Origin of the sequence: Ancylobacter sp., from assembly GCF_965249975.1 — a bacterium.
Lineage (GTDB): Bacteria > Pseudomonadota > Alphaproteobacteria > Rhizobiales > Xanthobacteraceae > Ancylobacter.
In genome coordinates this window covers 641439-656558 of the sequence record NZ_CBDFNE010000018.1, presented here as the reverse complement: position 1 = coordinate 656558, position 15120 = coordinate 641439, and the positions used below count along the sequence as shown (strand labels likewise).

General features: G+C 67.5%; 15 protein-coding genes. 12 read left to right on the top strand and 3 right to left on the bottom strand.

Annotation, left to right across the window (positions count from 1 at the left end):
- Positions 1–29: 29 nt before the first annotated feature.
- Complete coding sequence (locus tag ACP2AH_RS15975) at positions 30–611, top strand: hypothetical protein (RefSeq protein WP_425106703.1); 582 nt, start codon at positions 30–32, stop codon at positions 609–611.
- A 16-nt stretch (positions 612–627) separates the two neighbouring features.
- On the opposite strand, the gene ACP2AH_RS15970 is transcribed toward ACP2AH_RS15975, so the two are convergent.
- Positions 628–1611 carry an alpha/beta hydrolase gene (locus ACP2AH_RS15970; RefSeq protein WP_425107051.1) on the bottom strand — a complete coding sequence of 328 codons (984 nt, stop codon included), beginning with the start codon at positions 1609–1611 and terminating at the stop codon, positions 628–630.
- 130 nt (positions 1612–1741) lie between these two features.
- Between ACP2AH_RS15970 and ACP2AH_RS15965 the strand changes: the two genes are divergently transcribed.
- Together ACP2AH_RS15965 and ACP2AH_RS15960 are read left to right on the top strand one after the other, a co-directional pair.
- Positions 1742–2206: a secondary thiamine-phosphate synthase enzyme YjbQ gene (locus ACP2AH_RS15965; RefSeq protein WP_425106702.1), complete on the top strand. Its 465-nt coding sequence runs from the start codon at positions 1742–1744 to the stop codon at positions 2204–2206.
- 139 nt (positions 2207–2345) lie between these two features.
- Positions 2346–3023, top strand: coding sequence for a response regulator transcription factor (locus ACP2AH_RS15960; protein ID WP_244378935.1), 678 nt, complete (start codon positions 2346–2348; stop codon positions 3021–3023).
- Between the two features lie 9 nt (positions 3024–3032).
- Here ACP2AH_RS15960 and ACP2AH_RS15955 read toward each other — a convergent pair whose 3' ends face one another.
- Positions 3033–3695 carry a hypothetical protein gene (locus ACP2AH_RS15955; protein WP_425106701.1) on the bottom strand — a complete coding sequence of 221 codons (663 nt, stop codon included), beginning with the start codon at positions 3693–3695 and terminating at the stop codon, positions 3033–3035.
- A 7-nt stretch (positions 3696–3702) separates the two neighbouring features.
- Positions 3703–7242 carry a PAS domain-containing hybrid sensor histidine kinase/response regulator gene (locus tag ACP2AH_RS15950; protein WP_425106700.1) on the bottom strand — a complete coding sequence of 1180 codons (3540 nt, stop codon included), beginning with the start codon at positions 7240–7242 and terminating at the stop codon, positions 3703–3705.
- A gap of 170 nt (positions 7243–7412) precedes the next feature.
- On the opposite strand from ACP2AH_RS15950, the gene mscL reads away from it, so the two are divergent.
- The 9 genes from mscL (at position 7413) to ACP2AH_RS15905 (ending at position 15038) form a co-directional block, all read left to right on the top strand.
- The gene (gene mscL / locus ACP2AH_RS15945) at positions 7413–7841 is read left to right on the top strand and encodes a large conductance mechanosensitive channel protein MscL (protein ID WP_244378929.1); all 429 of its coding nucleotides are present in this window, start codon (positions 7413–7415) and stop codon (positions 7839–7841) included.
- Positions 7842–7931: 90 nt separating this feature from the next.
- Positions 7932–8507, top strand: coding sequence for a dTDP-4-dehydrorhamnose 3,5-epimerase (gene rfbC / locus ACP2AH_RS15940; RefSeq protein WP_425106699.1), 576 nt, complete (start codon positions 7932–7934; stop codon positions 8505–8507).
- 4 nt (positions 8508–8511) lie between these two features.
- The gene (rfbB, locus tag ACP2AH_RS15935; protein WP_425106698.1) at positions 8512–9591 is read left to right on the top strand and encodes a dTDP-glucose 4,6-dehydratase; all 1080 of its coding nucleotides are present in this window, start codon (positions 8512–8514) and stop codon (positions 9589–9591) included.
- On the top strand, positions 9588–10475 hold the full coding sequence (rfbD, locus tag ACP2AH_RS15930) for a dTDP-4-dehydrorhamnose reductase (RefSeq protein ID WP_425106697.1): 888 nt from the start codon (positions 9588–9590) through the stop codon (positions 10473–10475). Before rfbB ends, rfbD begins: the two co-directional genes overlap by 4 nt.
- A 21-nt stretch (positions 10476–10496) precedes the next feature.
- Positions 10497–11369 carry a glucose-1-phosphate thymidylyltransferase RfbA gene (gene rfbA / locus ACP2AH_RS15925; protein ID WP_425106696.1) on the top strand — a complete coding sequence of 291 codons (873 nt, stop codon included), beginning with the start codon at positions 10497–10499 and terminating at the stop codon, positions 11367–11369.
- A gap of 110 nt (positions 11370–11479) precedes the next feature.
- A complete protein-coding gene (locus ACP2AH_RS15920; protein ID WP_425106695.1) occupies positions 11480–12694 on the top strand; it encodes a pyridoxal phosphate-dependent aminotransferase in 1215 nt (404 codons plus the stop codon).
- 78 nt (positions 12695–12772) lie between these two features.
- Positions 12773–13948 carry a sensor histidine kinase gene (locus tag ACP2AH_RS15915; protein WP_425106694.1) on the top strand — a complete coding sequence of 392 codons (1176 nt, stop codon included), beginning with the start codon at positions 12773–12775 and terminating at the stop codon, positions 13946–13948.
- A 12-nt stretch (positions 13949–13960) separates the two neighbouring features.
- Positions 13961–14578, top strand: coding sequence for a response regulator transcription factor (locus ACP2AH_RS15910; RefSeq protein WP_244378919.1), 618 nt, complete (start codon positions 13961–13963; stop codon positions 14576–14578).
- 112 nt (positions 14579–14690) lie between these two features.
- Positions 14691–15038 (top strand): response regulator, encoded by a 348-nt coding sequence (locus ACP2AH_RS15905; protein WP_425106693.1) that lies wholly within the window; start codon positions 14691–14693, stop codon positions 15036–15038.
- The last annotated feature ends 82 nt before the right edge of the window (positions 15039–15120 follow it).

The window sequence follows — 15120 nt, the reverse complement described above, 5'->3', positions numbered from 1 at the left end:
GCGCCCGCGTCTGGCTGAGGAGGCCGAGCATGCGGCTGAGCACGGGAATGACGACACGCCTTGGCCGCGCGGGCCTTATCGCCGGCGCGGTGCTGATGGCGGCGGGCGCGCAGGCGCAACCGGCGCCGGGAGCCGGCGCTCCCCCGCCGGAGGCGACCGGCTTCACCATGCAGCCGGTGGAGGGCGGGCTGATGCGGCTCGACACCCGCACCGGCGCGATGTCGTTCTGCGCCCAGCGCGCCGGTGGCTGGACCTGCGAGGCGGTGCCCGATGACCGGGCGGCGCTGGAAGCGGAGATCGGCCGGCTGCAGGCGCGGCTCGCGGCGCTGGAGAAGCGGGCCGCCGCCGGTGGTGCGGGCGTTCCCGACATCATGGCGCCACCGGAGTCGACGCCGCCGAAGGATGCGCCGCCTGCGGCCGCCCCGCCTGCGGGAGCGACGCCCGACACCGAGGGCGAATTGCCGGCACAGGCCCGCCAGCGTCTCGACCAGGCGATGGACCTTGCCGAGCATGCGTTCCGCCGCTTCGTCGAAATGGTCGAGCGCCTGCGCAAGGACCTGCCGCCGGATGCCGCGCCGCCTGCCCCGCCGCCGAAGGGCGAGGGGCTGTAGAGCCCCGTCGCTCCGGTCAGCAGGTGCCGATAAAGGCGTGGATGCGGGTCAGCGCCTGGTCGGCCAGCGAGCCGGGGAAGCCAATGAAGACATGGCAGCCGCCGGGATAGACGGCGAGTTCCGCTCCGTTTCCGGCGGCGAGCCAGCGCGGCGCCATGAACAGCGTGTCGTCCAGCAGCGCGTCGCGCGTGCCGATGGTGAACAGCGCGGGCGGCAGGCCCCTGAGGTCGGCATGCAGCGGCGAGATATCCGTCGCGCCAACCTCGCCGCCCTCGCGCAGATAGTGGCCGACGAAGACGTTGATATCGCGCGTGTTCAGCACCAGCGGCTCGTCGCCCCAGTTGCGGGCGCTCGGCGTCAGGCCGAGATCATAGGCGCCGGCATTGAGATTGGCGGCGCGGAACGGGGTGAGCCCGTGCCGGTCGCGCAGGCGCAGCAATGTCGCGACCGAGAGATTGGCGCCGGCGGATTCCCCGCCAATGGCGAAGCGGTCGGTGCCGAAGCGCGCCGGCCCCTCGCGCAGCAGCCACAGCGCGGCGGCTTCGCAATCGTCCGGACCGGCGGGATAGGGATGCTCCGGCGCCAGCCGGTAATCGACCGAGACCACGGCGAAGCCGGTACGCTCGACGAAGCGGTGGTTGAGCCCGTCATTCTCGCGCGCCGAGCCGAGGCACCAGCCGCCGCCATGGAGATGCAGATACACGCCCTTGGCCGGCGTTGGCGGGGTGAGAATGCGCAGCGGGATGGGGCCGCCCGGGCCCTCGATCTCGATCAGCTTGGCATAGGGGCTTTCCGGCGAGAGCGGGAACGGGCCCTTTCCCTCCAGCCGCAGCTTGCGCAGCATGGCCATGGGGAACACCCAGCGGTCCGGCACGGCGCCGAGCGCCTTGATAATGCTGGCGTTCACCGCCCGCGTGTCGGGCGCGATGGCCGAGGGGTCGAACAGGGCGGGATCAACCACCAGCGGGGTGGCGGCGCGCGCGGGCGCCGGGGAAGGCATCGAACTCATAGGCAAGCGACACTCCGAAGAACGGGGGTGGCGAAGGACCTGTCATCAGGGGCTGATCGGGTCTATCCAAGCCTAGCTGGCGCGCGACGTCCAGCGCGCAAGGGGGGCAGGAGGCATGCCGATGGCGCGGATCCGGCAAAGCGAGGTGCGCGAAAGCGCGGTGACGCGGCGGTTCACCACCCTTCTCACCGTCGACACGCCGGGCCGGGGTTTTGTTGAGATCACCGCGCCGGTGGCGGCGTTCCTTAGGGATATCGGCGCCGGCGAGGGTGAGGTGTCGGTGTTCTGCCGGCACACCTCCGCCTCGCTCACCTTGCAGGAAAACGCCGACCCGGATGTGAAGACGGACCTGCTCACCGCGCTGGAGCAGCTGGCGCCCGAGCATGCGGGCTGGGTGCACGATCTCGAAGGGCCGGACGACATGCCCGCCCATATCAAGGCGGTGCTCACCGGCGTGCATCTCGCCGTGCCGGTTCTTGGCGGGCGCATGGCGCTTGGCACCTGGCAGGGGCTGTATCTCGTCGAGCACCGCGTGCGGGCGCACCGGCGCGAATTGGTTGTAGCCTTTGTCGGCGAGGCCCACTAAAGGTCGCGTAACGACCTGCGGTCAGGCCCGCGGCGGGCCCGCCGGCCGCGCGGCTTGCGGTGGCGGTCCGTCCGCACCATGATCGCGGCACGGGCCCGCGGCGAGAACGGGTCGGTGCAGGTGGAGGGGGCCGCTGCGCGTGGATAGGACGACGAGTTTCCGGCTGGTGATCGCCGACGATCATCCGCTGTTCCGGGGCGCGCTGCGCGAGGCGCTGTCCCGCCAGTTTCCCGAGGCGGAACTGTTCGAGGCCGGCGGCTTCGAGGATCTTCAGGCGTTGCTGGAGCGCGAGAGCGACCTCGACCTGATCCTGCTCGATCTCACCATGCCCGGGGTGCGCGGCTTTTCCGGGCTGATGTATCTGCGTGCGCAATATCCCGGCATTCCGGTCGTGGTGGTGTCCGCCAATGAAGAAGCCGGCGTCATCCGCAACTGCATGGAATTCGGCGCCTCCGGCTTCATCCCCAAGACCAGCGCGGCCGAGACCATGCGCGAGGCCATCGCCGCCGTGCTGGAGGGCCGCACCTGGACGCCGCGCGATGTTGATCTCTCCGGCGGTTCCGACAAGGAGACGCAGGCCCTCGTCGCCCGCCTCGCCACGCTAACCCCGCAACAGGTGCGGGTGCTGATGATGCTGTCCGAGGGGCTGCTCAACAAGCAGATCGCCTATGAACTCGGCGTCTCCGAAGCGACGGTGAAGGCGCATGTCTCCGCCATATTGCAGAAGCTCGGCGTGGAGAGCCGCACCCAGGCGGTGATCGCGGCGTCGAAGATTGAGGGCGGCACCTGGGCGCAGGGATCGCAGCCGGCGGGGTGAGCAGGTGAGCTAACGACGCAAGCCATAAGGGTCGAGAAAGTGCTCAATAACTGACATGACCACATGCCGCGACTGTGTCGTCGAGACAAGCGAGACAGGAATATATTTAAGTCGGCGGCTAAATGTCATTTCTACGTAAGAAAATAGAGAAATTGTCCAGTTTGCACTAAGCGGAATTTTATCAATATTCCCATCTTTAAGATATATCTGTAATCCAGCTGGCATTGATTCAAAATTAATATCTGGGCGGACGGTGTCAATTTTCTTTATCGATTCCCACGTGAAGGGTTCCTTTCGGATGCGGGAATCAATGATGCCTTGCTCGTCTATTATAATGATTGGATCTGTTGATAGATATTGTTTAATAATGAAAATCATTGAAAATAGTACATAAAATAGAGCATAAAGAAACAAAATCGTTGCTGTAAATGTCATTGAATATTCAAATAATAAAATCGCTTTGCTTTCAGGAATTTTACTGCGTCCCATTGTAAATAAAACTATATATCTTATCAAAAATATTGATGATATTAAATAAATAAATAATCTAATATAAACTGAAGATGAGCGCTTTGATCTTATGATAACAGGCAGTTCGACTCGGCTTTTGGGAAGGTCTTTGGTCTTCCAAAGGGTGGGTGAATCTGAGATGTCGACATAATTCTTGCTCATCGCCCCCTCACTCCGCCGCCGCCCGCGCGGCGCGGCACTGGGCCAGCAAGGCCCGCAGCGCCGCCGGGCGCACCGGCTTGTTCAACACTTCCATCTCCGTCGCCTTCGCCCCGTCGCGCACGCGCTTCGAACGGTCGGCGGTGATCAGCACCGCCGGCAGGCTCTGGCCGAGCTTCCAGCGCAGTTTCTTGGTCGCCTCGATGCCGTCGCCGGCATCGAGATGGTAGTCGATCAGCAGCACGTCGGGCGGGGCGCGCCGCTCGCGCAGCATGGCGAGCGCCTCCTCGACGCCCGGCGCTTTCAGCACCTCGCAGCCCCAGCCATGGAGCAGCGTCTCCATGCCGTCGAGAATGGCCGGGTCGTTGTCGATGCACAGCACGCTGAGGCCCTGAAGCGTCGCCAGCGGCGCCGCCGCGCGCGGCGAAGGCGTCTCGCGGGCGGGCAGGGCCGGGGCGGCGGGCAGTTCGACGGAGAACACCGAGCCCTTGCCGGGCGCGGAAGCCAGGGTGATGCTGTGGCCGAGCACGCGGGCGATACGCTCGACGATGGAGAGGCCGAGACCCAGCCCGCGCGCCACCCGCGCGCCTTCGTCGAGGCGCTGGAACTCCTTGAAGATGATCTTCTGCTTGGCCTGCGGCACGCCGACACCGGTGTCCAGCACCTCGATGCGCAGCTTTCCGCGCCGCCGGCGTACGCCCACCAGCACCCGGCCGCGCGGCGTGTATTTGATGGCGTTGGAAACGAGGTTCTGCAGCAGCCGGCGCAGCAGCCGCCGGTCCGAACGCACAGCGGCCGAACTCGGCACGAAGGTGAGGCGCAGCCCCTTCTCGGTCGCCATTGGGGCGAATTCGACATCGAGCTGGCGAAAAATCTCATCAAGGCGCAGCGCGGCGAATTCCGGCTTGTGGGCGCCGGCATCAAGGCGGGAAATGTCGAGCAGGGCGCCGAGAATTTCCTCCACCGCTTCCAGCGAGGCATCGACATTGCGGGCGAGGCGGGCATCGTCGCCGCCCTCGGCGCGCTCCACCAGGCTGGTAGCGTAGAGCCGGGCGGCGTTCAGCGGCTGCAGAATGTCGTGGCTGGCGGCGGCGAGGAAGCGGGTCTTGGAGATGTTGGCCTCGTCCGCCTCGGATTTCGCCTGCGCCAGCTGGGCGTTGAGGTTCTCCAGCGCCTTGGTGCGCTCGCGCACGCGCCGTTCCAGCGTCTCATTGGCGCGCTCCAGCGCCTCGGCGGCCTCCACGCTGGGGGTGATGTCGGTGAAGGTCAGCACCACCCCGCCGTCCGGCATGGTGCTGACGCGCACCTCCATCACCACCCCGCGCGGGGCGAGCCGTTCCTGAAAGGCGACATTGCGCCGGGCATAGCGCGAGAGCTTCTCGCGCACGATCTCCTCCACCGGGCCGGGGCCGAACTGGCCGGCGACGGCGTTGAACCGGATGATCTGGTCGATACCGACCCCGATGCGCAGGATTTCCGGCGGCAGGTCCAGCATCTCGCCGAATTGGCGGTTCCAGGTGACGAGCCGCAGGTCGCGGTCGAACACCGCGATGCCCTGGCGCACATGGTCGAGCGCGGTCTGCAGGATCTCGCGGTTGTACTGGATGGCGGCGGAGGCGTCGTCGAGCAGCTTCAGCGCCGCCTTGGTGGAGACGGTGCGCTTGCGCAGCATCAGCGACAGCACGAGCCGTGAGGAGGCGGCGCCGATGGCCGAGGCGAGCAGGTGCTCGGCATAGCGGATGAGCTGGAAATCCGCCTCGCGCCCCGGCTCCAGCGACACGCCGCGCATCGCCGCCACGCTTTCGAACGAGGCGCGGGTGCGCTCTTCGCCGAGATAGCGGGCGACGGTGGCGATGAGCTCGCCCACCGTCACCGGCGAACGCCACAGGCGGAAGCTCGGCGCGGAGGGGGCGTGCTCGCTCTGCACGAAGACGCTCGCTTGCAGCCGCTCGATCGGAGTCGGCCGGCGGATCATCGAGGCGGCGAAGAACACCAGCACATTGACCGTAAGGCTCCACAGCACGCCATGCACGAGCGGGCTCGCCTGGACGCCGAGCAACGCCTGCGGCCGCAGCAAGGCGAGGCCGAACGGACCCTCGCTCACCAGCGCCGGGCTGAACAGGCCGGCATCGACGAGGTTGGGCAGCAGCAGCGTATAGGCCCACAGCGCGATGCCGGCGGCGATGCCGGCCAGCGCGCCCAGCCCGGTGCCCCGCCGCCAGACGAGGCCGATCAGCAGCGCCGGCCCGAACTGGGCGACGGCGGCAAAGGACAAGAGGCCGATCTGCGCCAGCTGCGCCTCGCCGGTGACGCGGTAATAGAGATAGGCCAGCAGCAGGATGGCGAAGATGGCGATGCGGCGAACGGTGAGCAGCCGGTGGCCCATATCCACATGGTCCGGTGGGGCGCCCGCGCGCCCCGCCTCGTCGCCCTCGCGCAGCCGGCGGCCGCGCACCATCAGCGGCATGAAGATGTCGTTCGACACCATGACGGCGAGCGCCACCGTCTCGACGATCACCATGGCGGTGGCGGCGGAGAGGCCGCCGACAAAGGCCACCAGCGACATGATCTGCGCCCCCGCCGAGAGCGGCAGGGTGACGACATACATGTCGCCATCGATGAAGCCGGGCGGAAAGGCGACGAGGCCGGCCACCGCGATGGGGATGACGAACAGGTTGATGAGCACGAGATAGAGCGGGAACAGCCAGCGCGCGGTGCGGATCTCGCTTTCCGAGGTGTTCTCCACCACGGCGACATGGAACTGGCGCGGCAGCAGCAGGATGGCGAGCGCCGAGAGCAGGGTCATCGCCGCCCAGCTGCCGAGGCTGAAGCCGTCGGTCAGCACCGGCAACACGCCCTTCTCGGCGGCCTTGTCGAACAGGTCCCACGGGCCGGCGAACATGCCGAAGACCACGAACAGGCCGACCGCGAGAAAACTCACCAGCTTGACGATGGATTCCGTCGCCACCGCCAGCATCAGCCCTTCCTGATGCTCGGTGGCGTCGATGTGGCGGGTGCCGAACAGCACCGCGAACACCGCCATCGCCACCGCGACGGTGAGCGCGAGATCGCCCACCAGCGGATAATGCAGCCCCAGCCCCTCGAAATCGCCGAGCATGGCGAGCAGGGCGGCCGACACGGCTTTCAGCTGCAGCGCGATGTAGGGCAGCGAGCCGACAATGGCGACGCCCGCCACCAGCGCCGCCACGCCCTGGCTCTTGCCATAGCGGGCGGCGACGAAATCGGCGATCGAGGTGATGTTCTGCCCCTTGGCGAGCCGCACCAGCCGCAGCAGGAACGGTGTGCCGAGCGCGAAGATAAGGATCGGGCCGATATAGATGGTGAGGAAGTTGATGCCCTGGGTGGTGGCAAGGCCCACCGAGCCGAAGAAGGTCCAGGAGGTGCAGTAGACCGCCAGCGAGAGCGAATAGATATAGGGCCGGCCCTCGCGTCCGCGCCGCGGCAGGCGCCGGTCGCCGAAGCTCGCCACGGCGAAGAGGAAGCCGATATAGACGAGCGCGACGGCGATGATCGACCATGCCTGAAGCATGCACTCTCCCGGCGGCGAGGGGCCTTCGTCTTTATGCGCCGGGCCCGCCCGCGCCGGCAAGATGGGCGCGCGGCGGCACCTGTCCACCGCATGGGGGTGCGGCAAGGGTTGCCGGGACCTGCGGCGCGTATCACAGTGGCGCGGTCGGTCGGCAGGGCATCGGAGGTCGCATGAGCAAGGTTCTCACCGAATTCCGCGAATTCGCGGTGAAGGGCAATGTGGTCGATCTCGCCATCGGCGTGATCATCGGCGCCGCCTTCGGGCAGATCGTCTCGTCCATCGTCACCGACCTGTTCATGCCGGTGGTCGGCGCGGTGTTCGGCGGGCTCGACTTCTCCAACTATTTCGTCGGGCTCTCCCCCAATGTCACGGCCACCTCGCTTGCCGCCGCCCGCGAGCAGGGCGCGGTGTTCGCCTATGGCCACTTCCTCACCGTGGTGATCAACTTCCTGATCATCGCCTGGATCCTGTTCCTGGTGGTGAAGGGCATCAACCGGCTGCGCCGCAACGCCGCCAAGGAACCGCCGGCGCCCGCGCCGCCGACCAAGGAAGAGGTGCTGCTCACCGAAATTCGCGACCTTCTGGCGAAGAAGGTTTGAACCGCCCGCCGGCGTCTGCGGCCTTGGGAGGGCTGTGACGCGGGCGCGAGACCGGGTAGAAGCGCGCAATTACGACGAGTACCGAGCCCTATGACGACCTTCACCCGCCTTGCCATCGCCGATGTCGTTCTCGTCCAGCCGGTCCGCCACGGCGACGATCGCGGCTATTTTTGCGAAACCTACAAGAAGCCGCAATTCGACGCCTTCGGCCTCGACATCGCCTTCGTGCAGGACAATGAATCGCTCTCGCGCGAGGTTGGCGTGGTGCGCGGCCTGCATTTCCAGACCCCGCCCATGGCACAGGCCAAGCTGGTGCGGGCGGTGCGCGGCGCCATCTTCGACGTGGCGGTGGATATCAGGAAAGGTTCGCCCAGCTATGGGCGCTGGGTGGCGGCGACGCTGACGGCTGAAAAGGGCGAGCAATTGCTGGTGCCGCACGGCTTCGCCCATGGTTTCTGCACGTTGGAGCCCGACACGATCGTCGCCTACAAGGTCGATGCGCCTTATTCGCCGCCGCACGATGCCGGCATTCGCTGGGACGACCCGGACCTTGCCATCGACTGGCCGCTGGCGGCCGGGGCGGCGATCCTCTCGGGCAAGGACCGGACGGCACCGCTGCTGCGCGACTATGCGAGCCCCTTCACCTTCCAGCCGGCGGGAGCGTGAGAGCATGAGCGCTTCTCTCCACGGCGTTCCCGCCCAGCGCGTCCTCGTCACCGGCGGCGCCGGCTTCATCGGCTCGGCGGTGGTGCGCCGGCTGGTGCGGCAGGGCCGGCAGGTGCTGACCTATGACAAGCTGACCTATGCCGGCAATCTCGCCTCGCTGGGCGAGGTGCACAACCTGCCCGGCCACAGTTTCCTTCAGGCCGATATCTGCGACGGCCTCGCGTTCCGCGCCGCGCTGGCGGAGTTCCGGCCCGATCTGGTGATGCACCTCGCCGCCGAGTCGCATGTCGACCGCTCCATCGACGGGCCGGGCGACTTCATCCGCACCAATATCGTCGGCACCTACACGCTGCTGGAAGAGACGCTGGCCTATTGGCGCGGGCTCGACGGCGCGGCGCGGGAGCGCTTCCGCTTCCACCACATCTCCACCGACGAGGTCTATGGCACGCTGGGCGCGGAAGGGCTGTTCCGCGAGGACACGGCCTATCAGCCCAATTCCCCGTACTCGGCTTCGAAAGCCTCCTCCGACCATCTGGTGCGGGCCTGGTTCCACACCTATGGGCTGCCGGTGGTGATGTCGAACTGCTCGAACAATTACGGGCCTTATCACTTCCCGGAAAAGCTGATCCCGCTGACCATCCTCAACGCGCTGGAAGGCGCGCCGCTGCCGGTGTACGGCAAGGGCGAGAATGTGCGCGACTGGCTCTATGTCGACGACCACGCGGCGGCGCTCGACCTCATCGCCACGCGCGGGCGGCTCGGCGAGAGCTACAATGTCGGCGGCAATAATGAGCGGCGCAATATCGACGTGGTGCGCACCATCTGCGCCATCATGGACCGCGTGGTGCCGGATGCGAAAATCGGCCCGCGCGAAGGGCTCATCCGCTTCGTCACCGACCGCCCCGGCCATGATGCGCGCTACGCCATCGACGCCAGCAAACTGACCACCGAACTCGGCTGGGTGCCGGCGGAAACCTTCGAGAGCGGCATCGAGAAGACGGTGCGCTGGTATCTCGACAATCCCGGCTGGTGGGAGCCGCTGAAGGCGCGCTACGCCCGCCAGCGCATCGGGCTCGCCACATGACCCGTCTTCTGCTCCTCGGCGCCGGCGGGCAGGTCGGCCGCGAAATCGCGTCGCAGGCGGCGGGCGCCGGCCATGAGCTGGTGGCGCTCGATCATGCCGGGCTCGACATCACGGACGCCGCCGCGCTCACGCGGGCGCTGGCGACGGCGCGGCCGGAGGTGGTGATCAACGCCGCCGCCTATACGGCGGTGGACCGCGCCGAAAGCGAGCCGGAGCGGGCGCATCTCATCAATGCGGTGGCCCCGGGACTGATTGCGCGGGCCTGCGCGGAACAGGGCGCCGCGCTGATCCATCTCTCCACCGACTATGTGTTCGACGGCAGCAAGCACGGCGCCTATGTCGAGACCGATCCCGTCGCCCCGCTCGGCGTCTATGGCGCCTCGAAGGAAGAGGGCGAGCGCGCGGTGCGCGCCGCGCTGGCGCGCCACCTCATCATTCGGACCTCCTGGGTCTATGGCGTCCATGGCGCCAATTTCCTCAAGACCATGCTGCGGCTCGCCGCCGAGCGCGACCGGCTGACCATCGTCGCCGACCAGCGCGGCTGCCCGACCGCCACGCGCGATATCGCCGACGGCCTGCTGGCCGCCGCGCCCCTTCTCGCCGCCGGAACGCTCGCCCCGGGCACCTATCATCTTGCCGGCAGCGGGGCGACGAGCTGGTTCGACTTCGCCACCGCCATCGTCGAGCGGGCGGGCCTGCATACCGGCCGCCATCCCGAAATCGTGCCGATCACGACAGCGGACTACCCCACCCCGGCGCGCCGCCCGGCCAATTCGGAGCTCTCCAGCGCGGCGTTCGCGCAGGCCAGCGGCTTCCACGCCGCGCCGTGGCAGGACCGGGTGGTCGAGGTGGTCGACGCGCTTCTCGCTTCGCCAGCCGGCTGATTGCACAGGACACGCACGCATATGAAGGGCATCATCCTCGCCGGCGGTTCCGGCACGCGGCTCCACCCGATCACGCTCGTGGTGTCGAAGCAGTTGCTGCCGGTCTACGACAAGCCGATGATCTATTATCCCCTCACCACGCTGATGATGGCGGGGATCCGGGACATTCTGGTCATCACCACGCCGCATGACAGCCCGCTGTTCCAGAAGCTGCTGGGCGACGGCGCTCAATTCGGCCTGCGGCTCAGCTACGCCGTACAGGACAGCCCGCGCGGGTTGGCGGACGCCTTCATCGTCGGGCGCGACTTCATCGGCGACGATCCCGTGGCGCTGGTGCTGGGCGACAATCTGTTCTTCGGCCACGGCCTGCCGGAACTGCTCGGCAAGGCGGCCGCGCGTGAGACCGGCGCCACCGTGTTTGGCTACCCCGTCAAGGACCCCGAGCGCTACGGCGTGGTGGAGATGGGGCCGGGCGGCAAGGTGATCTCGATCGAGGAAAAGCCCGCCGTCCCACGCTCCAACCTCGCCGTGACCGGCCTGTATTTCTACGACAACCGCGTGGTGGAGATCGCCGCCGGGCTGAAACCCTCGCCGCGCGGTGAGATCGAGATCACCGATGTGAACCGCGCCTATATGGAGCGCGGCGAACTCGACGTGCTGATGATGGGCCGGGGCTTTGCTTGGCTCGACACCGGCACGCCGGAATCGCTGATCGAGGCGGCGCAGTTCGTGCAGATTCTCGAAAGCCGGCAGGGCCTGCGCATCGCGTCGCCGGAGGAGGTCGCCTTCCGCGCCGGCTTCATCGATGTCGCGCAGCTGCGCGCGCTCGGCGAGGCGCAGAAGAAATCGGCCTATGGCGCCTATCTGCTGCGCGTCGCGGAGGAAGCCGGCTGAGCGGGCGGCACGATCCATCGCTTTTCGTCATCGCCGCTTCACCTCTTTGAATGAGGGCGCATCCGGCACCGGTTGTAGACTGGCCGCCCGCCCTCTCCCAGGTTTCCCTCATGTCCGCCGACGCCGCACCCTTCCTTCCCGCGCCCTCGCTGCTCGATCACATCCGCCCGCAGGCGCTGTCCCTGCCGGAAAGCGGCATTGTCGAGGTGATGAATTACGGCCGCCGCAAAGAGGGGTTGATCCCGCTCTGGGCCGGGGAGGGCGACCTGCCGACACCGGCCTTCATCAGCGAGGCGGCGACGCGGTCGCTGGCGGCGGGCGAGACCTTCTACACCTGGCAGCGCGGCATACCGGAGCTGCGCGCGGCGATTGCCGGCTACATGCACCGGCTCTACGGCGTGGCCGACGATCCCGAGCGCTATTACGTCACCGGCTCCGGCATGCAGGCGATCCAGGTGGCGCTGGCGCTCACGCTGTCGGCGGGCGAGGAAATCCTCATTCCCTCGCCCTCCTGGCCCAATGCGGCGGCGGCGGCCGAGGTGGTGGGGGCGCGGCCGGTCTTCGTGCCCTTCTCCTTCGACGAGACGCGCGGATTCTGGCTCGATCTCGACCGGCTGGAGAGCGCGGTGACGCCGCGCACGCGGGTGATCTTCATCAACTCCCCGGCCAACCCGACCGGCTTCGTCGCGTCAGTGGACACGCTGCGCGGCGTGCTCGACATCGCCCGCCGGCACGGTCTGTGGATCGTCGCCGACGAGATCTATGGCCGCTTCTTCTACGACGCGGAAGAAGGCGGCCCGGCGCTGGCGCCCTCCTTCCACGACGTGATGGCGGAGGACGACCGTATCCTCTTCGTGCAAACCTTCTCCAAGAACTGGGCGATGACCGGCTGGCGGCTCGGCTGGATCGAGGCGCATCCCTCGCTCGGCCCGGTGCTGGAGAACCTGATCCAGTACTCGACCTCCGGCGTCGCCGCCTTCATGCAGCGCGCCGGCGTCGCGGCGCTGGAGCGCGGCGAGAGCTTCGTCGCCCACCAGATCGAACGGGCGCGGCGCGGGCGCGACATCGTGGCGAAGGGCCTCGCCTCCTCCAACCGCGTGCGCTTCGCCACGCCGCCGGGGGCGTTCTACATGTTCTTCGGTGTCGAGGGCGAGCCGGACATGCGGAACCTCGCGCTGAAGCTGGTGGATGAGGCGGGCATCGGCCTCGCCCCCGGCACGGCCTTCGGGCCCGGCGGAGAGAACTATATTCGCCTGTGCTTCGCCCGCGGCGAGGCGCAGATGACGGAGGCGACCGACCGGCTCGTGCGCTGGCTGCAGAAATGAGTTGTCCGCGCCGCCGGCGCCGGCGAAATCACGCAACGGCCGGTTGCGGCGCGCGGGTGGCGGGAGCACACTGAAATCATGAAGGATTTCGCCTCCCCGCCGGCGCCGCCCTCCGCTTCGCCCGAAACCCCGGCGCATCCGCCGACCGTGTCGGAGGCGCGGCTGCTGTCGGTGCTGGACACGGCGGCCGACGGCATCATCGTCATCGACGAGCATGCGCGCATCCTGATCTTCAACAAGGCCTGCGAGAAGATGTTCGGCATCGCCGCCGCCGAGGCGGTGGGCCAGAACGTCAAGCTGGTGATGCCGAGCGAATATGCGCGCCAGCACGACGCCTATGTCGGCAGCTATATCCGCACCGGGGTGAAGAAGATCATCGGCATTGGCCGCGAGGTGCAGGGCCGGCATGCCGACGGCACGGTGTTTCCGCTGGAACTGTCGGTCGGCGAGGCGGCGACGCCGGACGGGCGGCAGTTCATCGGCATTCTGCGCGATCTGCGCCCGCGCAAGGAAAGCGAGCAGCGCCTCGCTGATTTGCAGAGCGAACTCGTTCACCTCGCCCGTGTGTCCGCCATCGACGAGATGGGCGCCGCCATCGCCCATGAGCTGAACCAGCCGCTCACCGCGCTGATGCTCTATCTGCAGGCGATCCGCCGCGCCCATAGCCGCGGCGTCGATATCGTCACCGTCGTGGGGGATATTCTCGACAAGGCGGCGAATGAGGCCGAGCGGGCCGGCCACATCATCCAGCGCATGCGTCAATTCGTGGAGAAGCGCGACCCCGAGCGCCATGCGCGCGCGCTCGATCCGCTGATCGACGAGGCGATCGACCTAACCCTGCTCGGCCAGCGCCACCGCATCCGCATCGAGCGCGAGCCGGGGCAGAACCTGCCGCCGGTCTCGGTCGACCCAGTGCAGGTGCAGCAGATCGTGGTCAATCTGGTGCGCAACGCGATCGAGGCCGCCGCCGGCGCGCCCGATCCGGCGATCCGCATCCGCACCCTGGCCAGCGATGGCAGCGTGCGGCTGGAGGTACAGGACAACGGCCCCGGCATCGCGCCCGAGGCGCTGCCCAAGCTGTTCGAGGCCTTCGCTAGTTCAAAACGTCGCGGTATGGGGCTCGGCCTTGCGATTTCGCGGACGATCGCCCAGAACCACGGGGGAGACCTGCTGGTCGATCCCGGCGGCAATGGCAGGGGCGCGTGCTTCACGCTGGTGCTGCCGGCGGCGCCGGTGCCGGACGAGGTCGGGTGAGGAGAGCCGTGAATGGCACATCTGGGTGAGGTCTTCATCGTCGACGACGATCCGGCAGTGCGCGATGCGCTTTCTCTCGTGCTCAGCTTAGAGGGCTACCATGTGCGCGGCTTCTCCGACGGCGCGGCCTTTCTCGCGGTGGCGCGCGGCCATGTTCCGTCCTGCATCGTGCTGGACGTTCACATGCCCGGCCGCTCCGGGCTCGACATTCTGAAAGAGCTGGAAGCCGACCGCTACCCGGCGCCGATCTTCATCATTTCCGGCCAGGGCGACATTCCCATGGCGGTGGACGCCATCCGCCACGGGGCGCTCGACTTCATCGAAAAGCCGTTCGACGCCGACACCGTGCTGGAGCGGGTGCGCGACGCCATCGCCGCGCATGGAAGGCGCGCCTCGGCCGAGCCGGGCGACCTGCTCACCGCGCATTTCCCCGGCCACGACCTGCTCACCCCGCGCGAGCGTGAGGTGCTGGTGCAGATCGCCTCCGGCGCCTCCAACAAGGAGGCGGGCCGCACGCTGGGCATCTCGCCGCGCACCATCGAGGTGCACCGCGCCCGCATCATGGAAAAGCTCGGCGCCAAGAACGCAGCCGATCTCGTGCGCATCGTGCTCAAGGACATGCGCGACTGAGGCTGCGCCCGCCTCGTCGCGCCCGTGCACGACGCGGCCGTCTACGCATCCCTACGAATTGCTGATGCCGGCGCTCTTTCACACTGTCAGCGAAAACCGTGGGAGAGAGCCCTTGCGTGTTCATGTGGTCGAGGATGATGCCGGTGTGAGCGATTCGCTCGCCCTCATCCTGCGCAATATCGGCCACGACGTGGTCTCCCATCGCGACGCCGAAGGCCTGTTCAAGGGGCCGGTGCCGGAGGCAGGCGATACCGTGATCGTCGATCTCAGCCTGCCCGGCATACCGGGCGCGCAGCTCGTGCGCTGGCTGCTGAACCTCGCCGCGCCGCCGCGCGTGGTTGTCATCACCGGCCAGTCGCAGGGCTTCATCGATCATCAGCTGCGCGGCCTGGTGCCGGACGGGGTGATGCGCAAGCCGCTCGATGTCGACGCCATCGCCCGGGTGCTGCCGCACGCCTGAGGCGTGAGAATCGGCGTGCTTTCCAAACGTTTGTGCGCGCGCTTCCGGAAAGTCACTTACGCAGCCCACCGAACTGTGCCGC

What these genes read in the sequence shown, in the direction of transcription:
- ACP2AH_RS15920 (WP_425106695.1), top strand. Translation starts at nt 11,480, where the DNA reads ATGTCCGCCGACGCCGCACCCTTCCTTCCCGCGCCCTCGCTGCTCGAT.
- ACP2AH_RS15955 (WP_425106701.1), bottom strand. Translation starts at nt 3,695, where the DNA reads ATGAGCAAGAATTATGTCGACATCTCAGATTCACCCACCCTTTGGAAG.
- ACP2AH_RS15965 (WP_425106702.1), top strand. Translation starts at nt 1,742, where the DNA reads ATGGCGCGGATCCGGCAAAGCGAGGTGCGCGAAAGCGCGGTGACGCGG.
- ACP2AH_RS15970 (WP_425107051.1), bottom strand. Translation starts at nt 1,611, where the DNA reads ATGCCTTCCCCGGCGCCCGCGCGCGCCGCCACCCCGCTGGTGGTTGAT.
- ACP2AH_RS15910 (WP_244378919.1), top strand. Translation starts at nt 13,961, where the DNA reads ATGGCACATCTGGGTGAGGTCTTCATCGTCGACGACGATCCGGCAGTG.
- ACP2AH_RS15950 (WP_425106700.1), bottom strand. Translation starts at nt 7,242, where the DNA reads ATGCTTCAGGCATGGTCGATCATCGCCGTCGCGCTCGTCTATATCGGC.
- rfbD (WP_425106697.1), top strand. Translation starts at nt 9,588, where the DNA reads ATGACCCGTCTTCTGCTCCTCGGCGCCGGCGGGCAGGTCGGCCGCGAA.
- mscL (WP_244378929.1), top strand. Translation starts at nt 7,413, where the DNA reads ATGAGCAAGGTTCTCACCGAATTCCGCGAATTCGCGGTGAAGGGCAAT.
- rfbA (WP_425106696.1), top strand. Translation starts at nt 10,497, where the DNA reads ATGAAGGGCATCATCCTCGCCGGCGGTTCCGGCACGCGGCTCCACCCG.
- rfbB (WP_425106698.1), top strand. Translation starts at nt 8,512, where the DNA reads ATGAGCGCTTCTCTCCACGGCGTTCCCGCCCAGCGCGTCCTCGTCACC.
- ACP2AH_RS15915 (WP_425106694.1), top strand. Translation starts at nt 12,773, where the DNA reads ATGAAGGATTTCGCCTCCCCGCCGGCGCCGCCCTCCGCTTCGCCCGAA.
- rfbC (WP_425106699.1), top strand. Translation starts at nt 7,932, where the DNA reads ATGACGACCTTCACCCGCCTTGCCATCGCCGATGTCGTTCTCGTCCAG.
- ACP2AH_RS15975 (WP_425106703.1), top strand. Translation starts at nt 30, where the DNA reads ATGCGGCTGAGCACGGGAATGACGACACGCCTTGGCCGCGCGGGCCTT.